This is a genomic window from Mycolicibacter heraklionensis (genome assembly GCF_001021505.1).
GTDB lineage: Bacteria > Actinomycetota > Actinomycetes > Mycobacteriales > Mycobacteriaceae > Mycobacterium > Mycobacterium heraklionense.
In genome coordinates this window covers 61,226-85,971 of sequence record NZ_LDPO01000018.1, presented here as the reverse complement: position 1 = coordinate 85,971, position 24,746 = coordinate 61,226, and the positions used below count along the sequence as shown (strand labels likewise).

The 24,746-nt window shown below is 69.0% G+C and carries 13 protein-coding genes; 5 read left to right on the top strand and 8 right to left on the bottom strand.

The genetic code is table 11. The annotated features are described in order from the left end of the window. Nucleotides 1-52 precede the first annotated feature (52 nt). From ABW16_RS18425 to ABW16_RS18415, 3 genes are all read right to left on the bottom strand, one after another. Nucleotides 53-2,356 (bottom strand): hypothetical protein, encoded by a 2,304-nt coding sequence (locus ABW16_RS18425; protein ID WP_047320655.1) that lies wholly within the window; start codon nucleotides 2,354-2,356, stop codon nucleotides 53-55. Nucleotides 2,357-2,786: 430 nt separating this feature from the next. Beyond that, a complete protein-coding gene (locus tag ABW16_RS18420) occupies nucleotides 2,787-4,667 on the bottom strand; it encodes a fatty acyl-AMP ligase (protein ID WP_047320640.1) in 1,881 nt (626 codons plus the stop codon). 146 nt (nucleotides 4,668-4,813) lie between these two features. Further along, nucleotides 4,814-6,010: a cysteine desulfurase-like protein gene (locus ABW16_RS18415; RefSeq protein ID WP_047320639.1), complete on the bottom strand. Its 1,197-nt coding sequence runs from the start codon at nucleotides 6,008-6,010 to the stop codon at nucleotides 4,814-4,816. 136 nt (nucleotides 6,011-6,146) lie between these two features. On the opposite strand from ABW16_RS18415, the gene ABW16_RS18410 reads away from it, so the two are divergent. From ABW16_RS18410 to wzm, 5 genes are read left to right on the top strand one after another with little or no spacing between them, the layout of a single operon-like run. Next, nucleotides 6,147-8,081 carry a DUF6541 family protein gene (locus tag ABW16_RS18410; RefSeq protein WP_109519668.1) on the top strand — a complete coding sequence of 645 codons (1,935 nt, stop codon included), beginning with the start codon at nucleotides 6,147-6,149 and terminating at the stop codon, nucleotides 8,079-8,081. Continuing rightward, nucleotides 8,057-8,635: a bacterial proteasome activator family protein gene (locus tag ABW16_RS18405; RefSeq protein ID WP_082134188.1), complete on the top strand. Its 579-nt coding sequence runs from the start codon at nucleotides 8,057-8,059 to the stop codon at nucleotides 8,633-8,635. The genes ABW16_RS18410 and ABW16_RS18405 overlap by 25 nt, the downstream gene beginning before the upstream one ends. Nucleotides 8,636-8,654: 19 nt before the next feature. Then, nucleotides 8,655-9,464, top strand: a complete 810-nt coding sequence (gene wzt / locus ABW16_RS18400) for a galactan export ABC transporter ATP-binding subunit Wzt/RfbE (RefSeq protein WP_047320637.1) — start codon at nucleotides 8,655-8,657, stop codon at nucleotides 9,462-9,464. Then, entirely contained in the window at nucleotides 9,461-10,372 is a 912-nt protein-coding gene (gene glfT1, locus ABW16_RS18395) for a galactofuranosyltransferase GlfT1 (RefSeq protein ID WP_047320636.1), read from the top strand. Before wzt ends, glfT1 begins: the two co-directional genes overlap by 4 nt. After that, on the top strand, nucleotides 10,369-11,199 hold the full coding sequence (wzm, locus tag ABW16_RS18390; RefSeq protein WP_047320635.1) for a galactan export ABC transporter permease subunit Wzm/RfbD: 831 nt from the start codon (nucleotides 10,369-10,371) through the stop codon (nucleotides 11,197-11,199). The genes glfT1 and wzm overlap by 4 nt, the downstream gene beginning before the upstream one ends. A 119-nt stretch (nucleotides 11,200-11,318) precedes the next feature. Here wzm and ABW16_RS27860 read toward each other — a convergent pair whose 3' ends face one another. The 5 genes from ABW16_RS27860 to ABW16_RS27855 form a co-directional block, all read right to left on the bottom strand. Then, nucleotides 11,319-15,830: a hypothetical protein gene (locus ABW16_RS27860; protein WP_052956985.1), complete on the bottom strand. Its 4,512-nt coding sequence runs from the start codon at nucleotides 15,828-15,830 to the stop codon at nucleotides 11,319-11,321. Nucleotides 15,831-16,435: 605 nt separating this feature from the next. Next, on the bottom strand, nucleotides 16,436-17,089 hold the full coding sequence (locus ABW16_RS18380; protein ID WP_131721522.1) for a hypothetical protein: 654 nt from the start codon (nucleotides 17,087-17,089) through the stop codon (nucleotides 16,436-16,438). Between the two features lie 175 nt (nucleotides 17,090-17,264). After that, a complete protein-coding gene (locus tag ABW16_RS26930) occupies nucleotides 17,265-20,570 on the bottom strand; it encodes a hypothetical protein (RefSeq protein WP_200900685.1) in 3,306 nt (1,101 codons plus the stop codon). A gap of 398 nt (nucleotides 20,571-20,968) precedes the next feature. Then, nucleotides 20,969-21,631, bottom strand: a complete 663-nt coding sequence (locus ABW16_RS18370; protein WP_047320633.1) for a hypothetical protein — start codon at nucleotides 21,629-21,631, stop codon at nucleotides 20,969-20,971. A 160-nt stretch (nucleotides 21,632-21,791) separates the two neighbouring features. Next, a complete protein-coding gene (locus tag ABW16_RS27855) occupies nucleotides 21,792-24,737 on the bottom strand; it encodes a hypothetical protein (RefSeq protein WP_131721521.1) in 2,946 nt (981 codons plus the stop codon). Between the last annotated feature and the right edge of the window lie 9 nt (nucleotides 24,738-24,746).

Genomic DNA, 24,746 nt, shown 5'->3' with positions numbered 1-24,746 from the left:
CCGGACGGAAGTTCCGAAGTTTCCCTGTCGCTTGGCCACGTTTGCCTGCCGCTTAGCCACTGAGCACCGCCGTGATCTGGTCCCCTAGGCCGTCAAGCCAGTAGGACACGGAGCCCCAGAACTCGCCGATCTGCGCGTTGATCAGGGTCATATCCCCGAGGCCCAGGGAGGTCAGGAGCTCGTCGACGGTCTGGGTGCCGAAGTCGCCGAGCAGCGAACTGACCGTGGAGGTGCCGAACAGCGAGTCGATCAGCTCGTTGAGGGTCTGGTCGCCCAGGCCGAGGGCGAGCATCTGGTCGGCGATGGTCGAGACGCCGAAGAACTGGTCGAACAGGTCACTGAGCGACTGGCCGCCGAGGCCGAACGAGTTGAGCATGTCGTTGACGGTCCCCGGTCCCAGCGCCTGCCGGATGATGTCGTCGAGCTGCATGCTGCCCAGGCCACCGTCGTTCAGTGCGTTGGCGACGGTTTGGTCACCGAAGGCCTGGTTGAGCAGCTCACTCATGGTCTGGTCGCCCAGTCCCGACGCGCTGAGCATGTCGATGATGGTCTGGTCAGAGGGCACCAGCTGGTTGATCAGGTCCGACAGGGTGGTGTTGCCCATGACGCCGAGCAGCGACGAGAGCGGCGCGTCGGGCATGCCGGCGAGCACCAGGTCGGTCAGGGTCTGATCGGCCATGCCCGACTGTTCGAGCATCTGACCCAACGTCATCGAGAAGTTCGTGGAGATCATCTCGTTGAGGGTCATCTCGCCCGTGGCGCCGAGCATCGAAACGAGTGGAGCGTTCAACTGGTCGCCCAAGAAGGAGCCGATGGTCATACTCGCCAGGGAGTCGGTCAGTAGGGCGTCGCCACCCTTGTCCAGCGGGGTCATTCCGGTAGCGGCGAGCATGTCGTTGATCGTGAGATTGCCGGTGATGTAGGACAGATTGCCGAGAATGGTGCCCACCGACAGGTTGGTGATGCCCAACAGGTCGGTGATGTTGCCGACGGTCACCGTTCCGAAGCCCGCGAAACCCATGACCTCGGCCACCGTGGTGTCGCCGTAGGGGCCGAGGATGCTGGCGGCCAACTGGCCTAGGTCAGCGTCGGCAATGCCAGCCGAACTGAGCAGGTCCATGATCGTCTGGTTGCCCAGGCCTAGCCCGCCGAGCAGCGAAGTGATGAACTCGTGGGTGCTCTGGGTACCGAGACCCGTCGCGTCAAGGATGTCCGCCGCGGTTTGACCGCCGAGACCCAGCGCGTCCACCGCTGTTTGCAGCAGGCCATTGAGCGTCAGGTCGCCGGCGCCGATGTCACCGAGGAGCTCGTTGACCGTCGGATCTCCGATACCCAGTGCGTTGAGCACGTCCATGCCCAGGTCGGCCAGCTTGAGGTCGGCCAAACCGACGTCGCCAGCAAGGTCGACGATCGTCGGGTTGTCGAAGCCCAGCGCATGGGTGAAGTCGATGGCGATGTCGGCGACCGGAACGTTGCCGATACCCAGCTGGTCCATGAGTTCGGCGATGGTGGGGTTGCCGATGCCCACCGCGTCGAAGACGGTGGTCAGCACGTTGGCGACCTCAAGGCTGCCCAGGCCGAGGGCGTTGACGACGTCGACGGGGGTGTCGTCTCCGAGCCCGACGCTGTCCAGCAGGCCCGTCAACATCCCCGCCACCTGCAGCGTGCCGATCCCGGTCTGGTCGAGCAGGCTGGCGATGGTCTGGTCGCCGATGTTGAGGTTGTCGGCCCACTCGGTGGCGGTCTGGTCGATGATCAGGTTCTGACCGGGGACCAGCAGGCCGTTGAAAGCCGGGATGCTGAGACCCGCCACATCGATGGTGCTGGTGCCGTTCAGCCACGCGTCGAGCAGACGCGGGAAGGCGGTGAAGATCGCCGCGAACGGGTCCAGCGGGTCACTGGGGTTGAAGATCTGGTTCAGAATGTCCTGCATTGCGTCATTGACGGTGACCAGCGGGCCGATGATCCCCATACCGATGGTCAGGATCGGCGAGAGCAGGACCATCAACGGGTCGGATCCGCTGATCGACGGCATGATCGACGTCAGGAAGTCGAAGACCTCCGGGAGCCGCGACAGCGAGCTCGGGTCCGTGAAGATCTGCTCGAGCAGATTGGCCCACCCGTTGTCCTGCCCCATCGCCACCAGGTTGGTGGCGGTGTTGGTGAACAGGTCCTGCCACGGTCCGAAGAAGTCGGCCGTGAGCTTCACCGGGAGTTGTTGAACCTGGTGAAGAGCCTGCCGAGGCTCGATTTGGGGCCGCAGCACTGCCGCGGGAACCGCCCCGTTGACTGCGATCAACGCGGCACCCGCGATCGCGACACCGGGGGTGACGTACGGGCGAAGCGCGAGCTGCATCATGCTCTCCTACGGACACTGACTACGGACGTTGCTTAAACTTACATGAGTTTTCCGCTTTGTCGAACCGTAATTTTTATAAGGAAAACAGTCGTAAAAACCCTGGTTAATTGCACGTGAGGCGATAGATGTCCATCGGAAGGGAAGGGCGTATCCCCATGTCACCGCGGTGTGCACCCTGATTCCAAGCAGGATTCTTGGGTTTTGTTAATGAATATTCTGCGGGGTGTGGCGGCGCTAAGGTAGGGGTGTTCTGGCGGGGGAGGCGCCGCCGACAGAGCCCGAGCATCTACCGGGAGCTCGACACACGGGCGGGATTCCGGCCTCACCGCCCGAACAAGCAGCCAGCGGCGGGAAGCCGAACCTGGGCCTGCTGGGCAGCGCTCTCAAGTCGGCCAGGCAACAGCGGCGGTCCCGGCGGGGCTAAAACTCAGGCCCCGCCCGGCCCGTCCTGCGGTCTCTGGCCGTGCGCCACAGCCGACGCGACCATCCGCCCCAGACCGGCCAACAGCGCACCCTTGAATCCCGGGGCCGCTTTCTCCGGCCGCGGCTGCGCCCAATGGGCCAACGCCGACAGTTCACCGGCCACGTACTGGTCGCGGCACGCACTGCGCTGGATCTTGCCGCTGGTGGTGGTGGGGATCCGCATCGGCTTGAGCAGCATGACGGCTTGCGCGTCGATGCCGTGGTGGGCGCGGATCGCTGCCCGAATCGATTCGATCAGCTCATTCAGATCGACCCCGACCGCCTCGTGGTGGTGCACCTCCTGCACCACCACCATGTATTCGGGGGCGTAACGCTCGGTGGGCAACAGGAATACCGCGCCGCGGCTGGGCATCAGCGCCGGATGGCAGGCCTGCACGGTCAGCTCGATGTCGTTGGGGTAGTGGCTGTAGCCGCCGATCGTCATCAAGTCCTTGCACCGGCCGGTGACGTACAGTTCGCCGTCCCGGAAGAAGCCCAGGTCGCCGCTGCGCAGATACGGCCCCTCGTCGGTGTCGGCCAGGTGGGCGTTGAAGGCGTGCTCGGTCTCCTCCGGGCGATTCCAGTAGCCCACGCCGACGCTGGGCCCCGACACCCAGATCTCGCCCACTTCCTCGGGACCGCGGCGCAACCGGGTCTCAGGATCGACGATCAGAACTTCCTGCGTCTCCGCCTTGGCGCCGCAGGCGACCAGGGGCACCGCCCCAGCCGCGTCGGCCTGTACCTCGACGACCCGGTCCTCACCGAGCGCACTCCGGTCGAAGTGGGTGACCACCGGCACCGGCGAGTTGGACATGCCGGTCACACCCAGCGTGGCCTCGGCCAGCCCGTAGGCGGGAATGAAGGCCTCGGGCCGGAAGCCGGCCGGCGCGAATGCCTCGGTGAAGGATCGCAGGGTCTCGGAGCTGATCGGCCCGGCGCCGACCACGGCGATCGACAGGCTCGACAGGTCGAGGGCGGCGCGCTGTTCTGCCGTACTGCGCTTGACGCAGGCCTCATAGGCGAAGTTGGGTCCAGCGGTGATCGTCGCCTGGTAGCGCGATATCGCCTGCATCCAGCGAATCGGGCGCATCAAAAAGGCGCTCGGCGACATCAGCACGGTGGTGCGACCGCCGTAGATGGTGCCGACGATGCCCCCGACGAATCCCATGTCGTGATACTGCGGCAGCCACGACACCCCGCTGATCGGGCTGTTCATCACCGGTGCGTCGTCGGCTGGGTTCAGGGCCCACCGCATGATCTCGAGGTTGCTCAGGTAGTTCCGGTGGGTCAGGACGCAACCCTTCGGCACCCCGGTGGAGCCCGACGTGTACTGGATCATCGCGAGACTGTCGGCGCTGACATCCTGCAGTTCCCAGCCCGACCCGTCGTCCTCGACTTCGTCCATGGCCAGCCAGGTCAGCTTCGGCCCGGAACTCAGGCCGTCCACGGCGGCCTTCATCTTGGCCTGGGTCTTGGCGGTCGCCAGCGCGAAACGCGCGTCCGCTTCGGGGACGACGGTCTCGATCCGGCGGATCGGCCAGTGCTCGTCGACCGGGACCGCGACGGCGCCGGCGTAGAAACAGCCGAACAGTCCGGCGACGCTGTCCACCCCGGGGCGGCACAGCACCAGCACCCGCTCACCGGCGGCACCCTGGCGCTGCAGGTCCGCCGCAATGGAACGGGCACGACTGTCCAGTTGGCGGTAGGTGATCCGGGCCTCTTCGGCATCGCCTTCCGGGCAGAAGATGAACGCCGGTGTGTCCTGAAAACGTGCAGCCTGCTGCTGCATCAGGTCCACCAGGGAGTCCAGCTCCAAGGGGGCTAGGGATGTCGTCGGTTCTGCCATCTTCTGATCAACCTTCAGGGGTGCTTCGAGTAACGGCCCACAGCGTAGCGGGATCGCGAGCACGGCGGAGCCGGGCGAAGAGGATCCCGCCATAAACCGAGCGGGATCGCAAGCGCGGCGGCGCCGGGCGAAGCGGATCCCGGGGTCTAACCCAGCGACGCCAGCGCACGAACCAGCTGGTCGACCTCGGCCATCGTCGAGTAGTGGCCCAACCCGATGGTGACCGCTCCCCCGATGTCATTGACCCCGATCGCATCCAGCACCCGGGATCCGGCGTTGGCGATCGCCAGCACACCGTTGTCGGCCAACCGCTGCACCACCCGCTCAGCGGGCACGTTGCGCACCGCGAAGCTGAGCACCGGGATGCGCGCCTCGGGCTGGCCGATCAGCATCACCAACGGCAGCGACCGCAGCGAGCTCAGCAGGTATTCGAACAGCCGGTTCAGATAACCAGCGGCCGACTGCATCGAAATCGCCAGGCGCTCGCGCCGACTGCCCCGGGCCGACTCGTCCAACGAAGCCAGATACTCGACACTGGCCACCAGTCCGGCCAGCAGCCCGAACTGGTGCAGGCCGACTTCCAAGCGGGCCGGACCCGCGGCGTGCGGATTCAGCGACACCGACCCGAACGTGTCGATCAGCGCCGGGTCACGAAAGACCAGCGCGCCCACCGGCGGCCCGCCCCACGAGGCCGCGTTGACGGCCACCACGTCCGCCTCGACCTCGTTGATGTCGAGCAGTTGATACGGCGCCGCGGCCGAGTGGTCGACGACGGCCACCCCGCCCACATCGTGGACCAGCTTGGTGACCGGCCGAAGATCGGTGACGGTACCCAGCACACCCGACGCCGAGGCGAGTGCCACCAGCCGGGTGGACGGAGTGATCAGGTTCTCCCACTGCCAGCTCGGCAGCTCCCCGGTCTCGATGTCGACCTCGGCCCATTTGAGCTTGGCGCCATAGCGGTTGGCCGCCCGCACCCAAGGGGCGATGTTGGCCTCGTCGTCGAGGCGGGTGACCACCGTCTCGTAGCCCAGACTCACCCGCGACGAGGCGGCATCGGCCAGGGCACTCAGCAGCAACGCACGGTCAGGGCCCAGTACCACCGCGGAGGGATCGGCGCCCATCAGATCGGCCACCGCCTGGCGCGCCGCGACCAGCACCGCGGCACTGCGCCGGGCCGCCGGGTGCGGGCCGGCCGCCTTGGCCAGCGACCCCCGGAACGCGGTCGACACGGTGGTGGCCACCGAGTCTGGAATCAACATGCCGGACGGCGAATCGAAATGAACCCATCCGTCACCGAGCGTCGGGTGCAATCCACGCACTCGAGCGACGTCATAGGCCATGCGAGCCACCTTAGAACTTCTCAAGATCGATCGGTGAACGTCTCGGATAACGAGATAGCTCCCCCGCAATACGGAGCTGGGCCACCTTGGCAGACATACTAGTGCAGTGCTTCTGGGGTTCGGAATGGTCTTCGGAATGGTCACAGCGCTTTTGCTGCTGGTGGTTCCGGGTGCGCTCGTAGCGGCCGGTGCGGGCCTGAACTGGCCATTAGCCGTGGCAGTGGCCCCGGCACTGACCTACGGAGTGGTAGGCCTGGCCATCGTCCCTTTCGGTGCGCTCGGAATCCCTTGGAACGCAACCACTGCAGCGCTGGCACTGGTGGTGGCCGGCGCATTGACCGGCGGCCTGACAAAGGGCCTACGGTATTTGCTGGAGCGCCGTCCCGGGATCCATGTGGCAGCTCCCTCGCCGGCGGTGTGGCCGATCCTCACGGTGGCCGCCGGAGCGCTGCTGGGGCTATTGCTGATCGGCTGGGCCGCGGTACGGGGAATCCCGAATTGGCAGAGCATTCCCAGCACCTGGGACGCGGTATGGCACGCCAACACCGTCCGCTTCATCCTCGACACCGGCCAGGCCTCACCGACCCACATGGGCGAGCTGCGCAACGTCGAAACCCACGCCGCGCTGTATTACCCGTCGGCGTTCCACGCGCTGACCGCGGTGCTGTGCCAACTCACCGGCGCCGCACCCACCACCGGCTACACCGTGGCCGGCCTGGCCGCCTCGGTATGGCTGTTTCCGGTCAGTGCCGCGCTGCTCACCTGGAATCTGCTGCAGCGGGTGACGAGCCCCGCCGTGACCGCGGTCTCCGCGGGCACCGCCGCCGCAGTGTCGGCGTCGTTCACCGCACTGCCCTACGTCGAGTTCGGCACCGCCGCCATGCCCAACCTGGTGGCCTACGGGTTGGTGGCGCCGGCGTTCGCGCTGATCACCGCGGTCCGCACGCTGCGAGACCGGATCGGCGTGGCGGTGCTGGCGCTGCTGGGGGTGTTCTCGGTCCACCTGACCGGCGGAGTGGTCACCGTCTTGCTGGTGGCGGCCTGGTGGCTGTGCCCTAAAGACGGAGCGTTGTGGAACCCGCTGCGCGGGAAGCGGCGTGACACGCTCGCGCTGGCCGGGGTCCTGATCCCGACCGGGCTGCTGCTGTTGCCGCAACTGCTGAGCGTGCGTAAGCAGGCCGAGATCATCGCCGGGCACGCGTTCCTCACCCACGAGGGCCGCAAGTCGGGTTTGCGGGACGCGCTGCTGATGCACACCCGTCACCTCAACGACTTTCCGATCCAATACGCACTGGTGGCTCTGGCCGCGGCGGGGGCGGCGGTGCTGGTGGCCCGCAGGGTGTGGTGGCCGTTGGCGCTGTGGGCGGTGCTGGTGGTGGGAGTGGTGCAGTCCTCGGCTCCGATCGGCGGCGCGGTGGGCAAGGTGCTGGGCACCTTCACCGACCTGTTCTACAGCGACCCGCGCCGAATCATGGCGGCGATGACGCTGCTGTTGGTCCCGATGGCCGGAATCGGCCTGGCGGCGCTGGCGAGGCTGGTCTCGAAGCCGGTGGGCCCGCGGGCGCGGCCGCTGGTGACCGGCCTGCTGTTGGTGGCCGCGACGGTTGGGCTGGCCTGGCATTACCTGCCGCGCCACGCGTTCTTGTTCGGCGACAAGTACGACTCGGTGATGGTCGACGCCCGCGACCTGCAGGCGTACGCGTATCTGGCCGATCTGCCCGGCGCCCACGACACCGTGATCGGCAACGCCAACGTCGACGGCAGTGCCTGGATGTATGCGGTCGCCGACCTGCACCCGCTGTGGACGCACTACGACTACCCCCAGCAGCAGGGCCCCGGCCCGGAGCGGTTCGTCTTCTGGGCCTTCGCCGACGACGCCGACACCGATCCGCGGGTGGCCGACGCCGTGCGTGACCTCAATATCCGCTACGTGCTGATCAGCAGCCCGACGGTCCGCGGGTTCTCGCTGCCCGACGGACTAGTGTCACTGGAGAAATCGCGGTCGTGGGCCAAGATCTACGACAATGGCGGGGCCAGCATCTACGAATGGCAAGGAGACAGAGCGCGGTGAGCACCAGCGGCAGCAGCGCAGACGACATGGACAGCGCAGATGGTGTCGAGATCATCAGCGGTGCCAACCCGCGGCTGCTGACGGCCGGACTCAACAGCTCCACGGACGACGCCGAGGATGAAGAGGCGTCGCTGACGGACCTGATCGAGCAACCCGCCAAGGTGATGCGGATCGGCACCATGATCAAGCAGCTGCTCGAAGAAGTCCGCTCGGCTCCGCTGGATGAGGCGAGCCGGATTCGGCTACGAGAGATCCACTCCGCCAGCATTCGTGAGCTCGAGGACGGCCTGGCGCCGGAGCTGCGCGAGGAGCTGGACCGGCTGACGCTACCGCTGCGTGAGGACGCCACACCCTCGGACGCCGAGCTGCGAGTCGCCCAAGCCCAACTGGTCGGCTGGCTGGAGGGCCTGTTCCACGGCATCCAGACCGCGCTGTTCGCCCAGCAGATGGCGGCCCGCGCGCAGCTGGAGCAGATGCGTCACGGCGCCCTGCCCCCCGGCGCCGCCGGTGGCGGTCACGCCCAGGGCCACAGCGGCTCCGGCCAGTATCTGTAAACCTGCAAGCGGAATTACCTTGTCTGCCAACGAGCCTCGTATCGAAACCCGCGACGCGTGGGTCGAGTTCCCCATCTTCGACGCCAAGTCGCGGTCGCTGAAGAAGGCGTTCCTCGGCAAGGCCGGCGGGGCAATCGGACGCAACAACTCCAATGTGGTGGTGGTCGAGGCGCTGCGCGACATCACCATGAGCCTGTCGCTGGGCGACCGGGTCGGTCTGGTGGGACACAACGGCGCGGGGAAATCCACACTGCTGCGGCTGCTTTCAGGGATCTACGAGCCGACGCGCGGGTCCGCATCGGTGGTCGGTCGGGTGGCGCCGGTGTTCGACCTGGGCGTGGGCATGGACCCGGAGATCTCCGGCTTCGAGAACATCATCATCCGCGGGCTGTTCCTCGGACAGACCCGTAAGCAGATGGCCGCCAAGGTCGACGAGATCGCCGAGTTCACCGAGCTGGGCGACTATCTGGCGATGCCGCTGCGCACCTACTCCACCGGGATGCGGGTGCGGTTGGCGATGGGTGTGGTCACCAGCATCGACCCGGAGATCCTGTTGCTCGACGAGGGCATCGGCGCGGTGGACGCCGAGTTCTTGAAGAAGGCCCAGACCCGGCTGCAGAAGCTGGTGGAGCGGTCCGGAATCCTGGTGTTCGCCAGCCATTCCAACGAATTCTTGGCCCGGCTGTGCAAAACCGCGATGTGGATCGACCACGGCAGCATCCGGATGACCGGCGGGATCGAGGAAGTGGTCGGCGCCTACGAAGGCCCGGATGCGGCCCGGCACGTGCGCGAGGTGCTTGCCGAGACGCGGACCGGAGATCAGGCGTGACCGAAACCATCTACGCCGTCGTCGTCACCCACCGGCGGCCGCAGCAGCTGGCCGAGTCGCTGAAGGCGCTGACAAGCCAGACCCGGGCACCCGACCAAGTGATCGTCGTCGACAACGACAACGACGCTGCGGTGGCTGCGCTGGTAGCGGGGCAGCCGGTGCCCTCGACCTACCTCGGGTCGCGGCGAAACCTCGGTGGCGCAGGCGGTTTCGCGCTGGGCATTCTGCACGCCCTGGCCGCCGGTGCGGACTGGGTGTGGCTGGCCGACGACGACGGGCGCCCGGCGGACGCCGGCGTGCTGTCGGCACTGCTGGACTGCGCGGCCAAGCATCACCTGGCTGAGGTGTCCCCGATGGTGTGCAATATCGACGACCCGTCCCGGCTGGCCTTCCCGCTACGGCGAGGCCTGGTGTGGCGACGCGAGGTCGGCGAATTACGCAGTGGCGCATCGGATGAGGATTTACTCCCGGGGATCGCGTCGCTGTTCAACGGGGCGCTGTTCACCGCGGATGCCCTGGACGCGGTCGGCGTGCCCGACCTGCGGCTGTTCATGCGCGGCGACGAGGTGGAGGTACACCGCCGGCTGGCGCGGTCCGGGTTAGCGTTCGGGACGTGCCTGAACGCGGCATATCTGCACCCGTGCGGCTCGGCGGAGTTCAAGCCGATCCTGGGCGGCCGGATGCACGCCCAATATCCGGACAGCGCCGTCAAACGCTTCTATACCTACCGCAACCGCGGCTATCTGATGGCTCAGCCCGGGATGCGCCGGTTGCTGGTCCAGGAGTGGCTGCGGTTCGGCTGGTTCTTCCTGGTGTCGCGCCGCGACCCGGCCGGGTTGATGGAGTGGGCCCGGCTGCGCCGGCAGGGACGCCGAGAACAGTTCGCCAGACCTGAGGGGCAGCAATGAGTTTCGACGACGTTGCCGCGCAGTCCAAGACGTTTGCGCGGGCGCGGGCCGATCTGGTGGATGGCTTCCGCCGCCACGAGTTGTGGCTGCACCTGGGCTGGCAGGACATCAAGCAGCGCTATCGGCGCAGCGTGCTGGGCCCGTTCTGGATCACCATCGGCACCGCCACCACGGCGGTGGCGATGGGCGGGCTGTACTCCAAGCTGTTCCACCTCGACCTGGCGGTGCACCTGCCGTACGTGACGCTGGGGCTGATCGTGTGGAACCTGCTCAACGCCGCCATCCTGGAGGGCGCCGACGTGTTCGTCGCCAACGAGGGGCTGATCAAGCAGCTGCCGACGCCGTTGAGTGTGCATGTCTACCGGCTGGTGTGGCGCCAGATGATCCTGTTCGCGCACAACATCGTCATCTATCTGCCCATCGCGCTGATTTTCCCGAAACCCTGGTCATGGGCGGATCTTTCGGTGATTCCGGCATTGCTCCTGATCGCGCTGAACTGCGTGTGGGTGTCGCTGTGCTTCGGGATTCTGGCCACCCGCTACCGCGATATCGCCCCGCTGTTGTTCTCGGTGGTGCAGCTGCTGTTCTTGATGACGCCGATCATCTGGAACTACGACACCCTGCGTGCTCAGGGGGCGTCGCGCTGGACGGCGGTGGTGGAGTTCAACCCGCTGATGCACTACCTGGACCTGGTGCGGCTGCCACTGCTGGGGGCGCATCAGCCGCTGCGGCACTGGGCGGTAGTGCTGGTGTTGACCGTGGTCGGCTGGGCGGTGGCCGCATTGGTGCTGCGCCAGTACCGGGCGCGAGTGGCGTACTGGGTGTAGGGCATCGTCGCGCCACACTCGTGTTGCCGAATCGGCTATCACGCCTGGACGAGGGACGAAAAGGACCCCGGCCCTGCGCCGCCGGAGGCGGCCGGAGCCGGGGCCTTTCTCGTCCGGAGCTACGGAGTGGCCGGGTCGTTCGCCCCGTTGTTGCCGGTTGCGGTCTGACCGTCGGTCTGCATCCCGCCCTGGTTGACGATGTTGCCGTCGGTCCCGTTGCCGCCGGTGGCGCCGGACCCGGTACCGCTTCCGCCGTTACCGCCGGTGACGGTGCCCTCAGTGGCCCTGGATGGAATGTTCCCGACGCCGGTGCCAAACGCGTCGAGCCGGCTCGAACCGGCCTTGCCGCCGGTACCGCCATCAAGGCCGTCGCCGCCCTTGCCGCCGGACGCAGTTCCGTTCGCGACGTTCTCCGGGTTACCGCCCGTAGCGATGCTGGCCTTGCCGCCGTCACCGCCCTGGCCGCCGCCCGTGGCGTTGCCACCGTTGCCACCGGTCGCGTTGCCGCTGGCTGTTCCGCCCGGACCGCCCAAGGTGCCGCCATCGGTGGTCTTGGAACTCTGAATGTCTGAGCTCCCGCCGTTGCCGCCGTGGCTCCCTTCACCGGTTGCGTTGCCACCGTCACCACCGGTGGAGGTGCCGAAGGAGTTACCGCCGGTGGCGGCGTAGCCGATCTCTCCGGACTCCAGCTCACCCCAGGAGCCGTTGCCCCCGACGCCGCCGTCGGTGCCGGTGCCGCCATTGCCGCCCTGGGCGATCGCGTCGTTGCCGCCACCGCCGATGCTGCCGCCGGCACCATCGACGATCAGTTGGCCGCTCCCACCGTCACCGCCGGTGCCGTTGACGCCGGCGCCGCCCGTGCCGCCGGTGGCGGTCCCGGTGATGGTGCTGCCAGCGCCGGTGGCGTCGGCGAGACCAAAACCGCCCTTGCCGCCCTGACCGCCGTTGGAGCCGGCGCCGCCCGTCCCACCGGTGACGGTGGTGTCGCTGACCTTGGCGCCGTCGGTGGCGTTGATGACGCCGCTGCCGCCGTCACCACCGGTGGCGCCGGCACTGCCGTCACTCGCACCGCCGTTGCCACCGGTCGCGTGGCTGCCGGTGATCGAGCTGCCCGCCCCGATGGCGTTCAGGCCGGCGTCCCCACCGTTGGCGGTGTCGCTGGCGTTACCACCGGTGACGGTGCTGTCGGAGATGCTGCCGCCGCCGCTGGCGATCACCGAGGCGCTACCGCCGACGAAGTCACCGGAGTTCTGCCCGTTGGTCACAGTGACGTTGCTGATCGTGCCGCCGCCGGTGGCCTCCAGCACGTTGTCGGCACCGTTCTCGCCGTTGACCCCGTTCGCGCCGCCGGCGCCGCCATCACCGCCGGCGATGTGGCCATCGTCGATGGTGCTGCCCGCCCCGTCCGCGATGACCGCGCCGAGTCCGCCGGCGCCGCCATTGCCACCGACCCCGGTCGTGCTGCCCGCGCCACCGGCCCCGCCGTTACCGCCGGTGGCGGTGCTGTTGGTCACGGTGCCGCCGTTGGTGCCGCCGACGATGGCACCGCCGCCACCACCACCGCCGCCACCGCCCTGACCCGCGGTCTGGCCGTCGGCAACCCCGCCGGCACCTCCGCCGCCGCCGGTTCCGCCGGTCGTGACGTTGCCGTTCGTACCACCGCCGATGCCGACGCCGTTGGCGCCCGTGCCACCGGCCCCGCCGTTACCGGCTGTGCCGGTGGCCGACGCCCCGCCGTTGCCCCCGGCGCCGCCGTGGCCGCCGGTGAAGCTGCCGGAGTTGCCGTTACCACCGGCGCCACCATTACCGCCGGTGCCGGCACCGCTGCTGGCACCGCCGTTGCCGCCGGTACCACCGGAGCCGCCGGTGCTCAGCACCGGAGTGGCTGCGTTGTCGCCGACGGGTGCGCCGGTGCCGCCGTCGCCGCCGTTACCGCCGGAGCCGGCCTTGCCGTCCTCGGAGGTGCCGCCGGCGCCGCCGTTGCCGCCGTGCCCGCCGGCCAGCGTCCCGTTCTCTCCGGTGTTGCCCTCACCGGTGGTGTTGCCACCGACGCCACCGTTACCCCCATTGCCGGCGGTCTGGTCACCGGTCGCGTTGGCGCCGGCGCCGCCGTCGCCGCCGTAGCCGCCATGACCGGAACCGTCGCCGCCGGCACCGCCGGCACCGCCGTTGCCGCCGGTGTTGTTGCCACCGTCGGCGGTGCTGGTCACCGCGCCGCCGGTGCCGCCGACACCACCCGTGCCGCCGTAGACACCCTGGCCACCGGAACCACCGGACCCGCCGTTACCGGCCTGGTAACCGGTGCCGCCGTTACCGCCCTTGCCGCCGGAGCCACCCACGCCCGTCGCGTCTTCGTGGGCCGGGCTCAGACCGTTGCCGAGGAAGCTGCCGTCCTCGCCGACGGCGGCGTTGCCGCCGAGTCCACCGGCACCACCATCACCTCCGTTACCGATCTGTCCGACGCTGCCGTCGGCGCCGTCGGTGTGGCCGTCGCCGCCGCCTTGGCCACCGGTTCCCGCCGCGGCGCCCGCCGCTCCGCCGTTGCCACCGTTACCACCGGCGCCCGCTGCCCCGCCGTTACCGGTCTCGGAGTTCGCACCGGCATTGGCTCCGGTGCCGCCTTCACCGCCGACGCCGCCGTTGCCACCCTTGCCGCTGTTGCCGCCGTTACCACCGTTGCCGTTGGTGGCCGAACCGCCGTTGCCGCCGACGCCACCGTTGCCCCCGTTGCCGGCGTTGCCGCCGGCACCGGCTGCCACAGCCGGGTCGGTCGAGTCCGCGCCACGCCCGCCGGTGCCGCCCGTGCCGCCGGCACCACCGGCGCCACCGTTACCGCCGTTGCCCGAGACCGAGCCACCACTGCCGCCGACACCGCCGGCGCCGCCATTGCCGCCGACCGCGCCGTCGCCGCCGGGCGTGCCGACGTCTTGGCTGTCGGCGCCGGCCGCGCCCTGGTCGCCGTTACCACCGGCGCCGCCGTTGCCGCCGTTGCCGTGGTCACCACCGTTGCCGCCGGCGCCGCCGTTACCGCCGGACACGCCCGTGCCACCGATCCCGGCACCGCCGGCGCCGCCGTCACCGCCGTTGCCCGACACCGTGTCCGGCAGCGTGCCATCGGCGCCATCCGCACCCGCGGTGCCCGGCGTGCCGCCGAAGGGACCAGCACTGATACCGGCCGCGCCGCCCGCGCCGCCGGCGCCCACCGCACCGAGGTTGCCGCCGGCACCACCTGCGCCACCGGCTCCACCGCCGACGATGTCGTCGCCGACCGCCTCAGTTGCTAGCTCCGGAGCGGTGCCGCCGCCGGCGCCACCGTTACCGCCGGCGCCACCGTTGCCGGCCAAGCCGGAACCCCCGCCCGCGCCACCGGCCCCACCGTTACCCGCGGCACCCGAGGGGTGGACGCCGAAGAAGCCACCGCCGCCGCCGTTGCCGCCGGCGCCACCGACGCCACCCGCGCCACCGGAACCGGCGTTACCGCCGCTACCGCCGGTGCCGCCGTTCCCACCCGGGTCGCTGGCGGGAATGAGTGCCGCGGGCACGATCTCGGGCCCGTTGTTGACATCACCGTTGCCGCCGGCGCCACCGTTACCGCCGTTGCCACCGACACCACCGTTGCCCCCAAGGCCACCGTTGCCGCCGGCTCCGGAGTTGCCGAACAATCCGGCAGCGCCACCGTTACCGCCGACGGCGCCGTTACCGCCGGCAAAGCCGTCCGTGCCGTCGCCGCCGTTGCCGCCATCGGGTCCGGTGGCTCCGGTGCCGCCTACCGGACTCAGACCGTCGGCACCCACGTTTCCGTTGGTCCCAGCCGCACCGTTGCCGCCGTTACCACCGGTACCGCCGTTGCCGCCGTTGCCGAAGAAGAATCCACCGGCGCCGCCGACGCCACCCACGAACCCGTCGGTGCCGGCCGCGCCAATACCGTCGATGCCGAACGCACCTGCGCCACCGTCGCCGCCGTTGCCCAGGAGAGACCCGCCGGCCCCGCCGTTACCGCCGACCAGGCCGAGGCCGATGCCACTGCCCCCGTCACCGCCGTTACCGAGCATGCCGGCGTTGCCTCCGTCGAGGGTGAATGTTGAACCGGCAGCGAAGCTGTAGGTGCCGTTCTCGATGTCGGCCAGCGTGACCTCATTGCCATCAGCGTCGAGCAGTACCGCACCGCCGGCGTTGAGCACATCACCGTCGGCGTCGACGAATCCACCGGCACCGCCATCACCGAACAGGAATCCACCGGCGCTCGCCGCGTGGTACACCAGGTCGCCGTCGGCGTTGAAGTCCACGTAGGCGTTGGCGCCGTTGTCGAAGATGCCGTCGAGGTGCAGACCGCTGCCGATCAAGAACTGGCCGATGTCGTACAGCGGCTGGTAGATGATCATGTTGATCGAGTTGGCCACCAGCTCGTTGAGTGCCTGCAGCGGGTCGGTGCCCGCCGCCGCGCCGGCCAGGTCGCCGCCGAACGCGTCGAAGCCAAGCCATTCGAGCCCCGACGTGTCCGCGGCCGGCGGCTCGACCCAGCTGAACAGGTCATCGAAAAGGCCGTCGAGCCCCTCAGCGCCGGCCGGCGCCGCCGCGAGCGGTGTCATGCCGAAAGCCAGGAACGCGCCCACTGCGCTGGTGGCGCCCACGGCAGCGCTGACTCGGCTTTTTATTGTCTTAGCAGCAGAGCGGTGTGACATGAGATCTCCTCAGGCTGATTAGCGCTCGATGGTTGACGGTGACGTAAATTGCTTAGCCCGCGTTAAGTTAACAGAAATATTTCAAATTCGGCAAGGTCGGAGCTCGGACGTTTACGCCTCTGACCTGCTGATACGTGTAGAAAGAAGTCTTATCGAGGAGACGGTTGTGCAACTATAAGGAGAGTTATGGAGAGAGTCACCAGCCAGAATCCGGTAGAAATAAGTGGTTCTATCCGAGTTGCCATCGACGTCACGATAAGAGTGCTTGTTTGTGCGAAGCACCCTTCCTACCACTGACTAGGGTGCGATTCGCCCGCTCTCGAGTGAGGCTAGGGAGGTAGCTGGACCGGCAAACCCGCGTGATCCGCGGCGCTCAGCGCCCGGTGCTGCCGCGGCCCATAAGGCGCTCAACTTTCCGTTCGGGGCGACCCGACGCGGCGAAACCCACCGGTTTCGTAGCTTCAGCTGAGCGGTCTCATTCGAAACAGCAGTTCCGGCCGTCGCGCATGGCAGCACCGGCGCGCGCGGCTTACGGGCCGTAGCGGCCCCGCGGGTCAGGCAAACACCTCGCCGAGGTCACCCAGACCGACGTCGGCAAGACCGGCGTCGAAACCGTCCACCGTGGGGGCAGCGTCGAAACCGACGGGAGTGAACACGTCATCCCAACTGCCCGTGTGGAATACATCGCCCAGGCCGGACAGAGCGCCAGCCTCGCTGGAGCCGGGATCGAGCAATTCACCGGTGAGCCAGTTGCGAGTCTCGTACCAGTCGACGAGGTTGTCGAAGAGGCTCTTCACACCGTCGGCGGCCGTACCCAACAACGTGATGGTGTCCTCGACGCCCTGCCACCCCTCGGTGATCAGAAGCAGAGGCGTGCCGACCAGCAGCGTCAGCGGGATGACCACGAACAACTCGCCGAGCGCCTCGAGGCCGATGACGATCGGAAAGAGTGGACTGTCCGGGTCGTCCAGTAGCGGGATGATCCAGTTCAAGCCGGTGAGCTCACCGATGATGTCCATCAGGCTGGAATCGCTTGTCAGCGCGGTCAATTCCACCGGGGCGACGACCGATGCCGACGGGACCACACTGTGATGATCGGCGGCGGAGATGGCGGTGTCACCGGTGATGCCACCGACCGCCATCGCGATGACACCAGCGGTCGCAACACCGACAAGGGCCCGGGAATGTCCATTCGACGCCGTCCACATGAAGGCTGATTCTATTGCAGTACACGCGGTTTCGGGCTCAAAACCAGAAACCTGCCGGCTACTTCTGTGCTGCCGTCGACAGCGCGCAATTTCCGCCAGGGGTGCCGAAAACACAACTGCGGCCCAGCCTTTCGACCGGGCCGCAGTTGTCTCAGCTTCGCCGAACAGTCACGCCCTAGGGGATGTGTTTGTCTTCACCGTTGGCGCCGTTGACGCCATTGGCCTGTCCGTTGCTGCCGTTGCCGCCCGTGACGTGAGCGTTGTTGATGCCGAAGCCGTTGGCAGTGATGGAAGCAGAACCACCGTTGCCGCCGTTGCCACCGGTACCGGTCAGGCTGCCTGCACCACCGTCGCCGCCCTTGCCGCCGGCCGCGGTGCTGACGGTCACGGTGCCGCCGTTGAGCTGGTTGAAGATGCCGCCGCCACCGCCACCGCCGCCACCACCGCCCTGCCCGGCGGTCTTGCCGTTAGCGGCCGCGCCGCTGCCACCGTTACCGCCGGCACCACCGGTGGCGCCGTTGCCGCCGATACCGCGACCGTTGGCTCCGTCGCCACCCTCACCACCGGCGCCAGCGCGTCCGCTGCCCTCGTTGGTCACACCGCCGCCGGCGCCGCCGACACCACCGGTGCCACCAGTGAAGCTGCCGGCGCCACCGGCACCACCGTCGCCACCGTGGCCGGCATTGCCGTTGCTGGTCCCGCCACCGTTACCGCCGGCGCCGCCCGTGCCACCGGTGGTCAACACCGGATTCTGGCTGTTGTTACCGACCGGTGCACCGGCACCACCCTTGCCGCCGTTCCCGCCCGAGCCGGCCCAGCCGTTCTCGGAGCTACCACCGACACCACCGGCGCCGCCGTGTCCACCGGTCAGCGAGCCGTCACCGATGTTGCCCACACCAGTGGTGTTACCGCCGGCGCCACCGTCACCGCCGTTCCCGGCGTCGTTGTTGCCGGTCGCGCTGGCACCGGCACCGCCCTTGCCGCCGGTGCCACCGAGGGCAGAACCTTGGCCGCCGGTTCCGCCGGTGCCACCGTTACCGCCGGTGCCGTTGCCGCCGTTGGCCTGCGAGGTCAGTGCACCACCGGTACCACCGTTACCACCGGTGCCACCGATGACACCCTCGCCACCGGCGCCGCCCTGGCCGCCGGTGCCGGCGGCGTAGCCAAGGCCGCCGGTGCCGCCGTTTCCGCCGTTGGCCCCGTTCGCGACGAAGATGCCCTGAGCAGTGGCCGCGTTGCCGCCGTCACCACCGGCGCCGCCGGCGCCACCGTTACCGAGGTTGCCGATCAGGCCGTAGGTGCCGTCGGTGCCGCCACCACCACCCTTGCCTCCCACCCCGGCCAGAGCGCCACCCGGGCCGGCGTTGCCACCCGCACCGCCCTCGCCACCGTTGCTGGTCCCACCGTCGGCACCGTGGCCGCCGCTACCGCCGACGCCACCGTTACCGCCCCGGCCCTCGTTGCCACCGTTGCCACCGTTGCCGTTGGCCGCAGCACCACCGTTGCCGCCATTGCCTCCTTGGCCGCCGTCGCCGGCGTTGCCCCCCTTGCCACCGTCCACATTCGGGTTCACCGAGTCTGCGCCGCGACCCCCGGTGCCGCCCGTGCCGCCAACGCCACCGTTGCCGCCGTTGCCACCGTTGCCGGCAATCGAGCCGCCGGCGCCACCGACGCCACCCGCGCCGCCGTTTCCACCGACGAGACCGTCACCGCCGGGGGTGGCCACGTCGGAGCTGTCGTCCCCGGGAGCGCCCTGGCCGCCGTTGCCGCCGGCGCCGCCGTTGCCGCCGTTGCCGTGGTCGCCGGCGGCACCACCGTTGCCACCGTCACCACCGGCCACGCCCGTAGTGCCGATGCCGTTACCACCGGCGCCGCCGTTACCGCCGCTGCCCGTGCCCGTCGCCAGCGCGCCGTCGGCGCCGTCCGCGCCCGCGTTGCCGTGCGGGCCGCTGAAGATGGTGCCCGGGCTGACACCGGCCGCACCGCCCTTGCCGCCGAGACCGGCCGCCCCGAGGTTGCCGCCCTGGCCGCCGTCACCACCGCGACCGCCGCCGACGACCACGTCGTCAGCGGCACGGCCGAGCCCTTGTTCCGCGGTACCGCCGCCGGCGCCACCCGCGCCACCGTTACCGCCGTTACCGGCTTGCCCGGAACCACCGCCGGCGCCACCCGCGCCGCCGTTACCCGCGGCACCAGAGGGGTGGATTCCGAAGAACCCACCGCCACCACCGTTGCCGCCGGCACCACCCACACCGCCGGCGCCACCGGCACCGGAGTTACCACCGTTGCCGCCCGTGCCGCCGTCGCCACCCGGGTCGCTCGCCAGGGCCTGAATACCGATGACGGGACCGTTGTTCAGGTCACCGTCGCCGCCTCCACCACCGTTACCGCCATTGCCGCCGACCCCGCCGTTACCGCCGAGACCACCGTTACCGCCCGTGCCGGAGTTACCGAACAGGCCGGAGGCCCCGCCGTTACCGCCGGCCGCACCATTGCCACCCGCAAAGCCGTTGGTGCCGTCAGTGCCGTTGGTTCCATCGAAGCCGGTGGCGCCGCTGCCGCCCTTCGGGCTCAGGCCAGTGGTGCCCGCGTTCCCGTTCGTCCCAGCAGCACCGCTTCCACCGTTACCGCCGACACCGCCGTTGCCGCCGTTGCCGAACAGGAAACCGGCGGCGCCACCGGCGCCACCCGCCAGACCGTCCGTGCCGGCCGCGCCCACACCGTTCACCCCGAAGGCACCCGCGCCCCCGTCGCCGCCGTTGCCCATCCAGGTACCGCCGGCGCCGCCGTCACCGCCGGCCAGCCCGAGCAGCAGCCCACTGCCGCCGTCGCCGCCGTCTCCGAGCATGCCGGCGTCGGCGCCATCAAGGCTGACCGTCGAGCCCGGAATGAACTGGTACACACCGTTTTCGACGTCGGCCCAGGTGATGTCGTCGCCATCAGAGTTCTGCAGGACCACGCCACCGGCACCGAGCAGGTCGCCGTCGGCGTTGACGAACGTGCCGCTGCCACCGTCACCGAAGAGGTAGCCACCGCCGGTCGCAGCGTGGAAGACCAGCCCGCCGTCGCTGTCGAGGCTGACATAGGCGTTGGTGCCGTTATCGAAGACGCCCTCGATCTGCAGGCCACTGCTGATCAACGACTGACCGATGCTGTGCAACGGCTGGTAGACGACCATGTTGATCGTGTTGGCCACCAACTCATTAAGGGCCTGCAGCGGGTCCACGGCGGCCGCCGAGCCGGCCAGGTCGCCGCCGAACAGCGCGCCAAGGTCTGACCAGTCAAACGCCGAGGTGTCGGCGGTGGACGGCTCGATCCAGCCGAACAGATCACCGAAGAAGGTGTCGAAACCGTCTGCGCTGGCCGGCGCTGCCGTCAACGGCGTCATGCCGAACGCGAGGAACGCGCCCACGGCGCTGGTAGCGCCGACAGCGCGACCGAGGCGGCTCTTCCTGTTTTTGGCGACCGAACGGTGCGGCATGTCTTCCCCTAAGGCGAGATGGGCTGGTGGCGGCTGACTGAGACGTAAATTGCTTAGCGTTCGTTAAGTTAACAGACGCGCCAGCGAGTGGGCAACCAATTTCAGGGATCACGCCAGCTAGGAGCAGTGCAGATCGCCTGGACCTGGTGATACACGTAGAAAGGAGTCTTATCGAGAGGACAATCGTGCGAATACGAGGAGCTTTTTCGGCCCGCTTTTACGCTCATAACGGGCAAAAAGCTGTGCGTTGTCTAGGTTGCCAGAGTCTTCTCAATAAGTCTGAGCTGTTCAACCCCCAGGACTACCCTGGCCATCGCCTATGGGATTTGACTCCCGCGCATGCACGCCCGGGTTGGCGGCAGCTGCGCCAGCGGGCAACTGGGTCAGCGGCCCGCGGGTTAGGCGGTCAGGTCGCCCAGGCCGAAGTCGGTGAGCACGGCGTCGAAGCCGTCCATGGGCAGCCCGGCGTCGGCAGCGCCCACGGTGAACGCATCGTCGAGACTCACTGGGGCGACGATGTCATCGAGGCCGCTCGGGTGGAACGCGTCGCCCCAACCGGCCACGCCGACGGCTTCACTGGACCCGGCATCAAGCAGTTGGCCGGTGAACCAGTTACGGGTTTGGTACCAGTCCGCCAGTTCGTCGATCAGGCTCTGCACGCCATCGACGGCGGTGCCCAGCAGGGAGAAGGTGTCCTGAATGCCTTGGAAGCCTTCGGTGAGCAACAGCAGCGGCGTGCCGATCAGCAAGGTCAGCGGAATGATCACGAACAGCTCGCCAAGGGCCTCCAGGGAGATGACGAGAGGGAACAGTGGATTGTCCGGGTTGTCCAGAAACGGGATGATCCAGTTCAACCCGGTCAGAGTGCCGATGATGTCCATCAGGCTGGAGTCGCCGCTCAGCGCGGTCAGCTCGACCGGAGCGAAGACCGATGCGGACGCCGGCGAGGCCGGAAGCGCCGTGGCAGGCATGGCCGTCACGCCGCTGGCCGAAAACGCAACCGCGCCAGCGGTCGCGACGCTGGCGATGGCCCGGGAATATCCGTTCGACGTCGTCCACATAGTCGTTGATTGTATTGCAGGGCAGTGAATTTGCGAACTCGAGGATGAGCTCAGAGGCGAATTCGGTTGTGGCAGCGGGGGGAAACTTCGCAACACGGTTTGGCAGACACCAAACGAAACACCCCGCACGGTTGTGCGGGGTGTTTCTTTTGCGCTGTGGCTACGGGGTGGTGCCGTTGGTTCCCTGGGTGCCGTTCGTCCCCCCGGTGCCCCCGGTGGCGCCGGCGCCACCGTTGATCGCACCAGCGTTGGTGCCGATGGACCCCGGCCCGGTGGGCAGGTCCGGCGTCTCCACGGTGCCGCCGGCGCCGCCGGTGCCGCCGGTGCCGTTGGCCGCGTCACCGACACCGCCGTTGCCGCCGTTGCCGCCATTGCCGCCGTGCACGTTGTTGACCGGGCCCGACGAGCTGGTGGTTCCGTTACTGAACGGGTCGCCGCCCGGTGTCTGCGCAGGAGGCTCGTCGCTACCGGTCCAGCCCCAGCGAATGTCGCTGCCGTCGCCGCCCTGGCCGCCGGCACCGCCGTTGCCGCCGGTGCTGCCGTCGCCGACACCCGCACCGCCGTTGCCGCCGTTGCCGCCCTTGCCGCCGTTGGAGCCGGCCGCGAACTGGTCGCTGCCGCCGTTACCACCCTTGCCGCCGTCACCGGCGACGTAGCCGCTGCCGCCGTCGCCGCCCTTGCCGCCGGCACCGGTGAGGTTGGCTGCCACGCCCGCGTCGGTGTTGCCCGCGGTGTCGACGTAGCCCAGCTCCTTGAGGTCCGGACCGGCGCCACCGTTGCCGCCGGTACCGCCGTTGGCACCGTTACCGGCGTTCGCGCCGGCTCCACCGGCCGCGCCGCCGTTACCACCGGCGCCGCCGTCGCCGCCCTTGGCACCGACTCCGACATTGTGCCCCTGCAGCGGGTGGTCGTTGTCGTCACCGTGGGTGGTGTAGCCGCCGTGCCCGCCGTCGGCACCATTGCCGCCGACAGCGCCGTTGCCCCCGTCGCTGTCGAGACCGGTGGTGCCGCCACCGGCCCCACCCTTGCCGCCATTACCGCCGGTACCGCCGTTACCGCCCGCGGTTCCGTTGGCCGCCGGGTCGGTGTAGACCGCCGACGGGACGCCGTTCGTGCCGGCCGCACCATTGCCGCCGATGGCGCCGTTGCCGGCGACACCGCCGTCGCTGTCGGTGCCAGCGGTGCCGTTGGCCGAATTGCCGCCGGCGGCACCGTTACCGGCGTTGCCGCCGCTGCCGCCGTTGCCGCCGTTGCCGCCCGGCGCGGTGGCGTTGGCACCGGCACCGCCGTCGGCGCCGTTACCGGCCGTACCGGCGTTACCGGCGGTGTTGATCGCCAGCTCACCCGAGCTACCGCCGTTGCCGGCGTTGCCGCCGTTGCCGCCGACGGTGCCGTTGCCGTTGCCGTTGCCGGCGAAGGTGCCCTCGGCACCCTCGGCACCGTTACCGCCGTTGCCGCCGTTACCGCCGTCGCCCCACTTGCCGCCGTTACCGCCGGCACCTGCGTTACCACCGCTGGTTCCCGCAGCCGCGCCGTTGTCGGAAGCCGCGTCGTAGCCGTCACCACCCCGGCCGCCGTTACCCGAGACGATCGGGTTGACGCTGCCGTCCGCACCGTTCACGCCGTCCGCGCTGCCGCCGGTGCCCTGACCAGCCGCGCCGCCAAGGCCTGCAATGTCACTCGGGTCACCACCGTTGCCGGCGTTACCGCCGTCGGGGTTCTCCGCGGTACCGGCCGCGCCGTTGCCGCCGTCGCCACCCAGGCCGACGTCGCCGCCCTTGCCGCCGTTACCGCCGGTACCGCCGATGCCCGCAGCGCCACCGACCGTGCTGGCAGCACCGCCATTGCCGCCGACGCCACCGTTTGCACCGGCACCGCCGTTGCCGCCGTTCTGGCCGTCACCGGTGCCGCCGTTCTCGAAACTGCCGTCCGCGCCGGTGGCACCGGTGCCACCGGTGCCACCGACACCGCCGTCGCCGCCGTTGCCGCCGTTGCCTGCAGCTCCCTGAGTGTGCACCCCGAAGAAGCCACCGGCGCCACCGTTACCGCCGACACCACCGTTACCGCCGTTACCACCGACAGCAGCGGCGCCACCGTTGCCGTCCTGGGTGTCCTCGCCAGCAGCACCCGCGCCGCCGGCGCCACCGACACCACCGGTGCCACCGGTGCCACCGGCACCGGAGTTACCGAACAGGCCGGCCACACCACCGTTGCCGCCCGCGCCGCCGTCGCCCGCAGCACCACCGGCCTGGCCCACACCACCGGCAGCACCCGTGCCGCCGGTGCCACCGGTACCGCCGGCGCCACCGTTGCCCAGGAAGAAGCCACCGTCGCCACCGACGCCGCCGGCGAAGCCGATCGCGCCGGTGTCACCGATCCCGCCGGTACCGCCGGCACCGCCGTTGCCCATCAGGAAGCCGCCGGCGCCGCCGTCGCCGCCGAGGCCGAAGAAGCTGCCGCCATCGCCACCGTTGCCGATCAGGCCGGCGTTGGCGCCGTTGAGAGTGAAGTCGCTCGAAGCGAACGAGTAAGTGCCGTCCTCGATACCGTCCAGCGTGACGACGTCACCATTGCCGTCCAGCAGCACCGCACCATTGGCGCCCAGCACCTCACCGGCATCGTTGACGAACGCGCCGCTACCACCATCGCCGAACAGGAAGCCACCCGCGGACGCGGCGTGGTAGACCAGGTCCCCGTCGCCGTTGATGCTGACGAAGGCGTTGTCGCCGTTGTCGAAGACACCGTCGATACGCAGGCCGCTGTCGATCAGGAACTGGTTGATGCCATAGATCGGCTGGTAGATCAGCGTGTTGAGGGTGTTGGCCACCAACGCGTTGAGGCCATCGAGCGGAGTCGCCGCCGCCGAACCCGCCAGGTCACCGTCGAAGAACGCGTTCAGACCCAACCAGTCATAGGCCGAGGAGTCCACGGACGCCGGCTCGACCCAGCTGAACAGGTCCCCGAGGAAGTCATCGAAGTCAGCACTGGCCGGCGCAGCCGTGATCGGCGTCATGCCGAACGCGAGGAAGGCGCCGGCGGCACTGGTGGCGCCCACGGCGCGGCTGAGACGACGGGTCCTGCTCTTGGCGGTGGATCGGTGCGACATGTTTTCCCT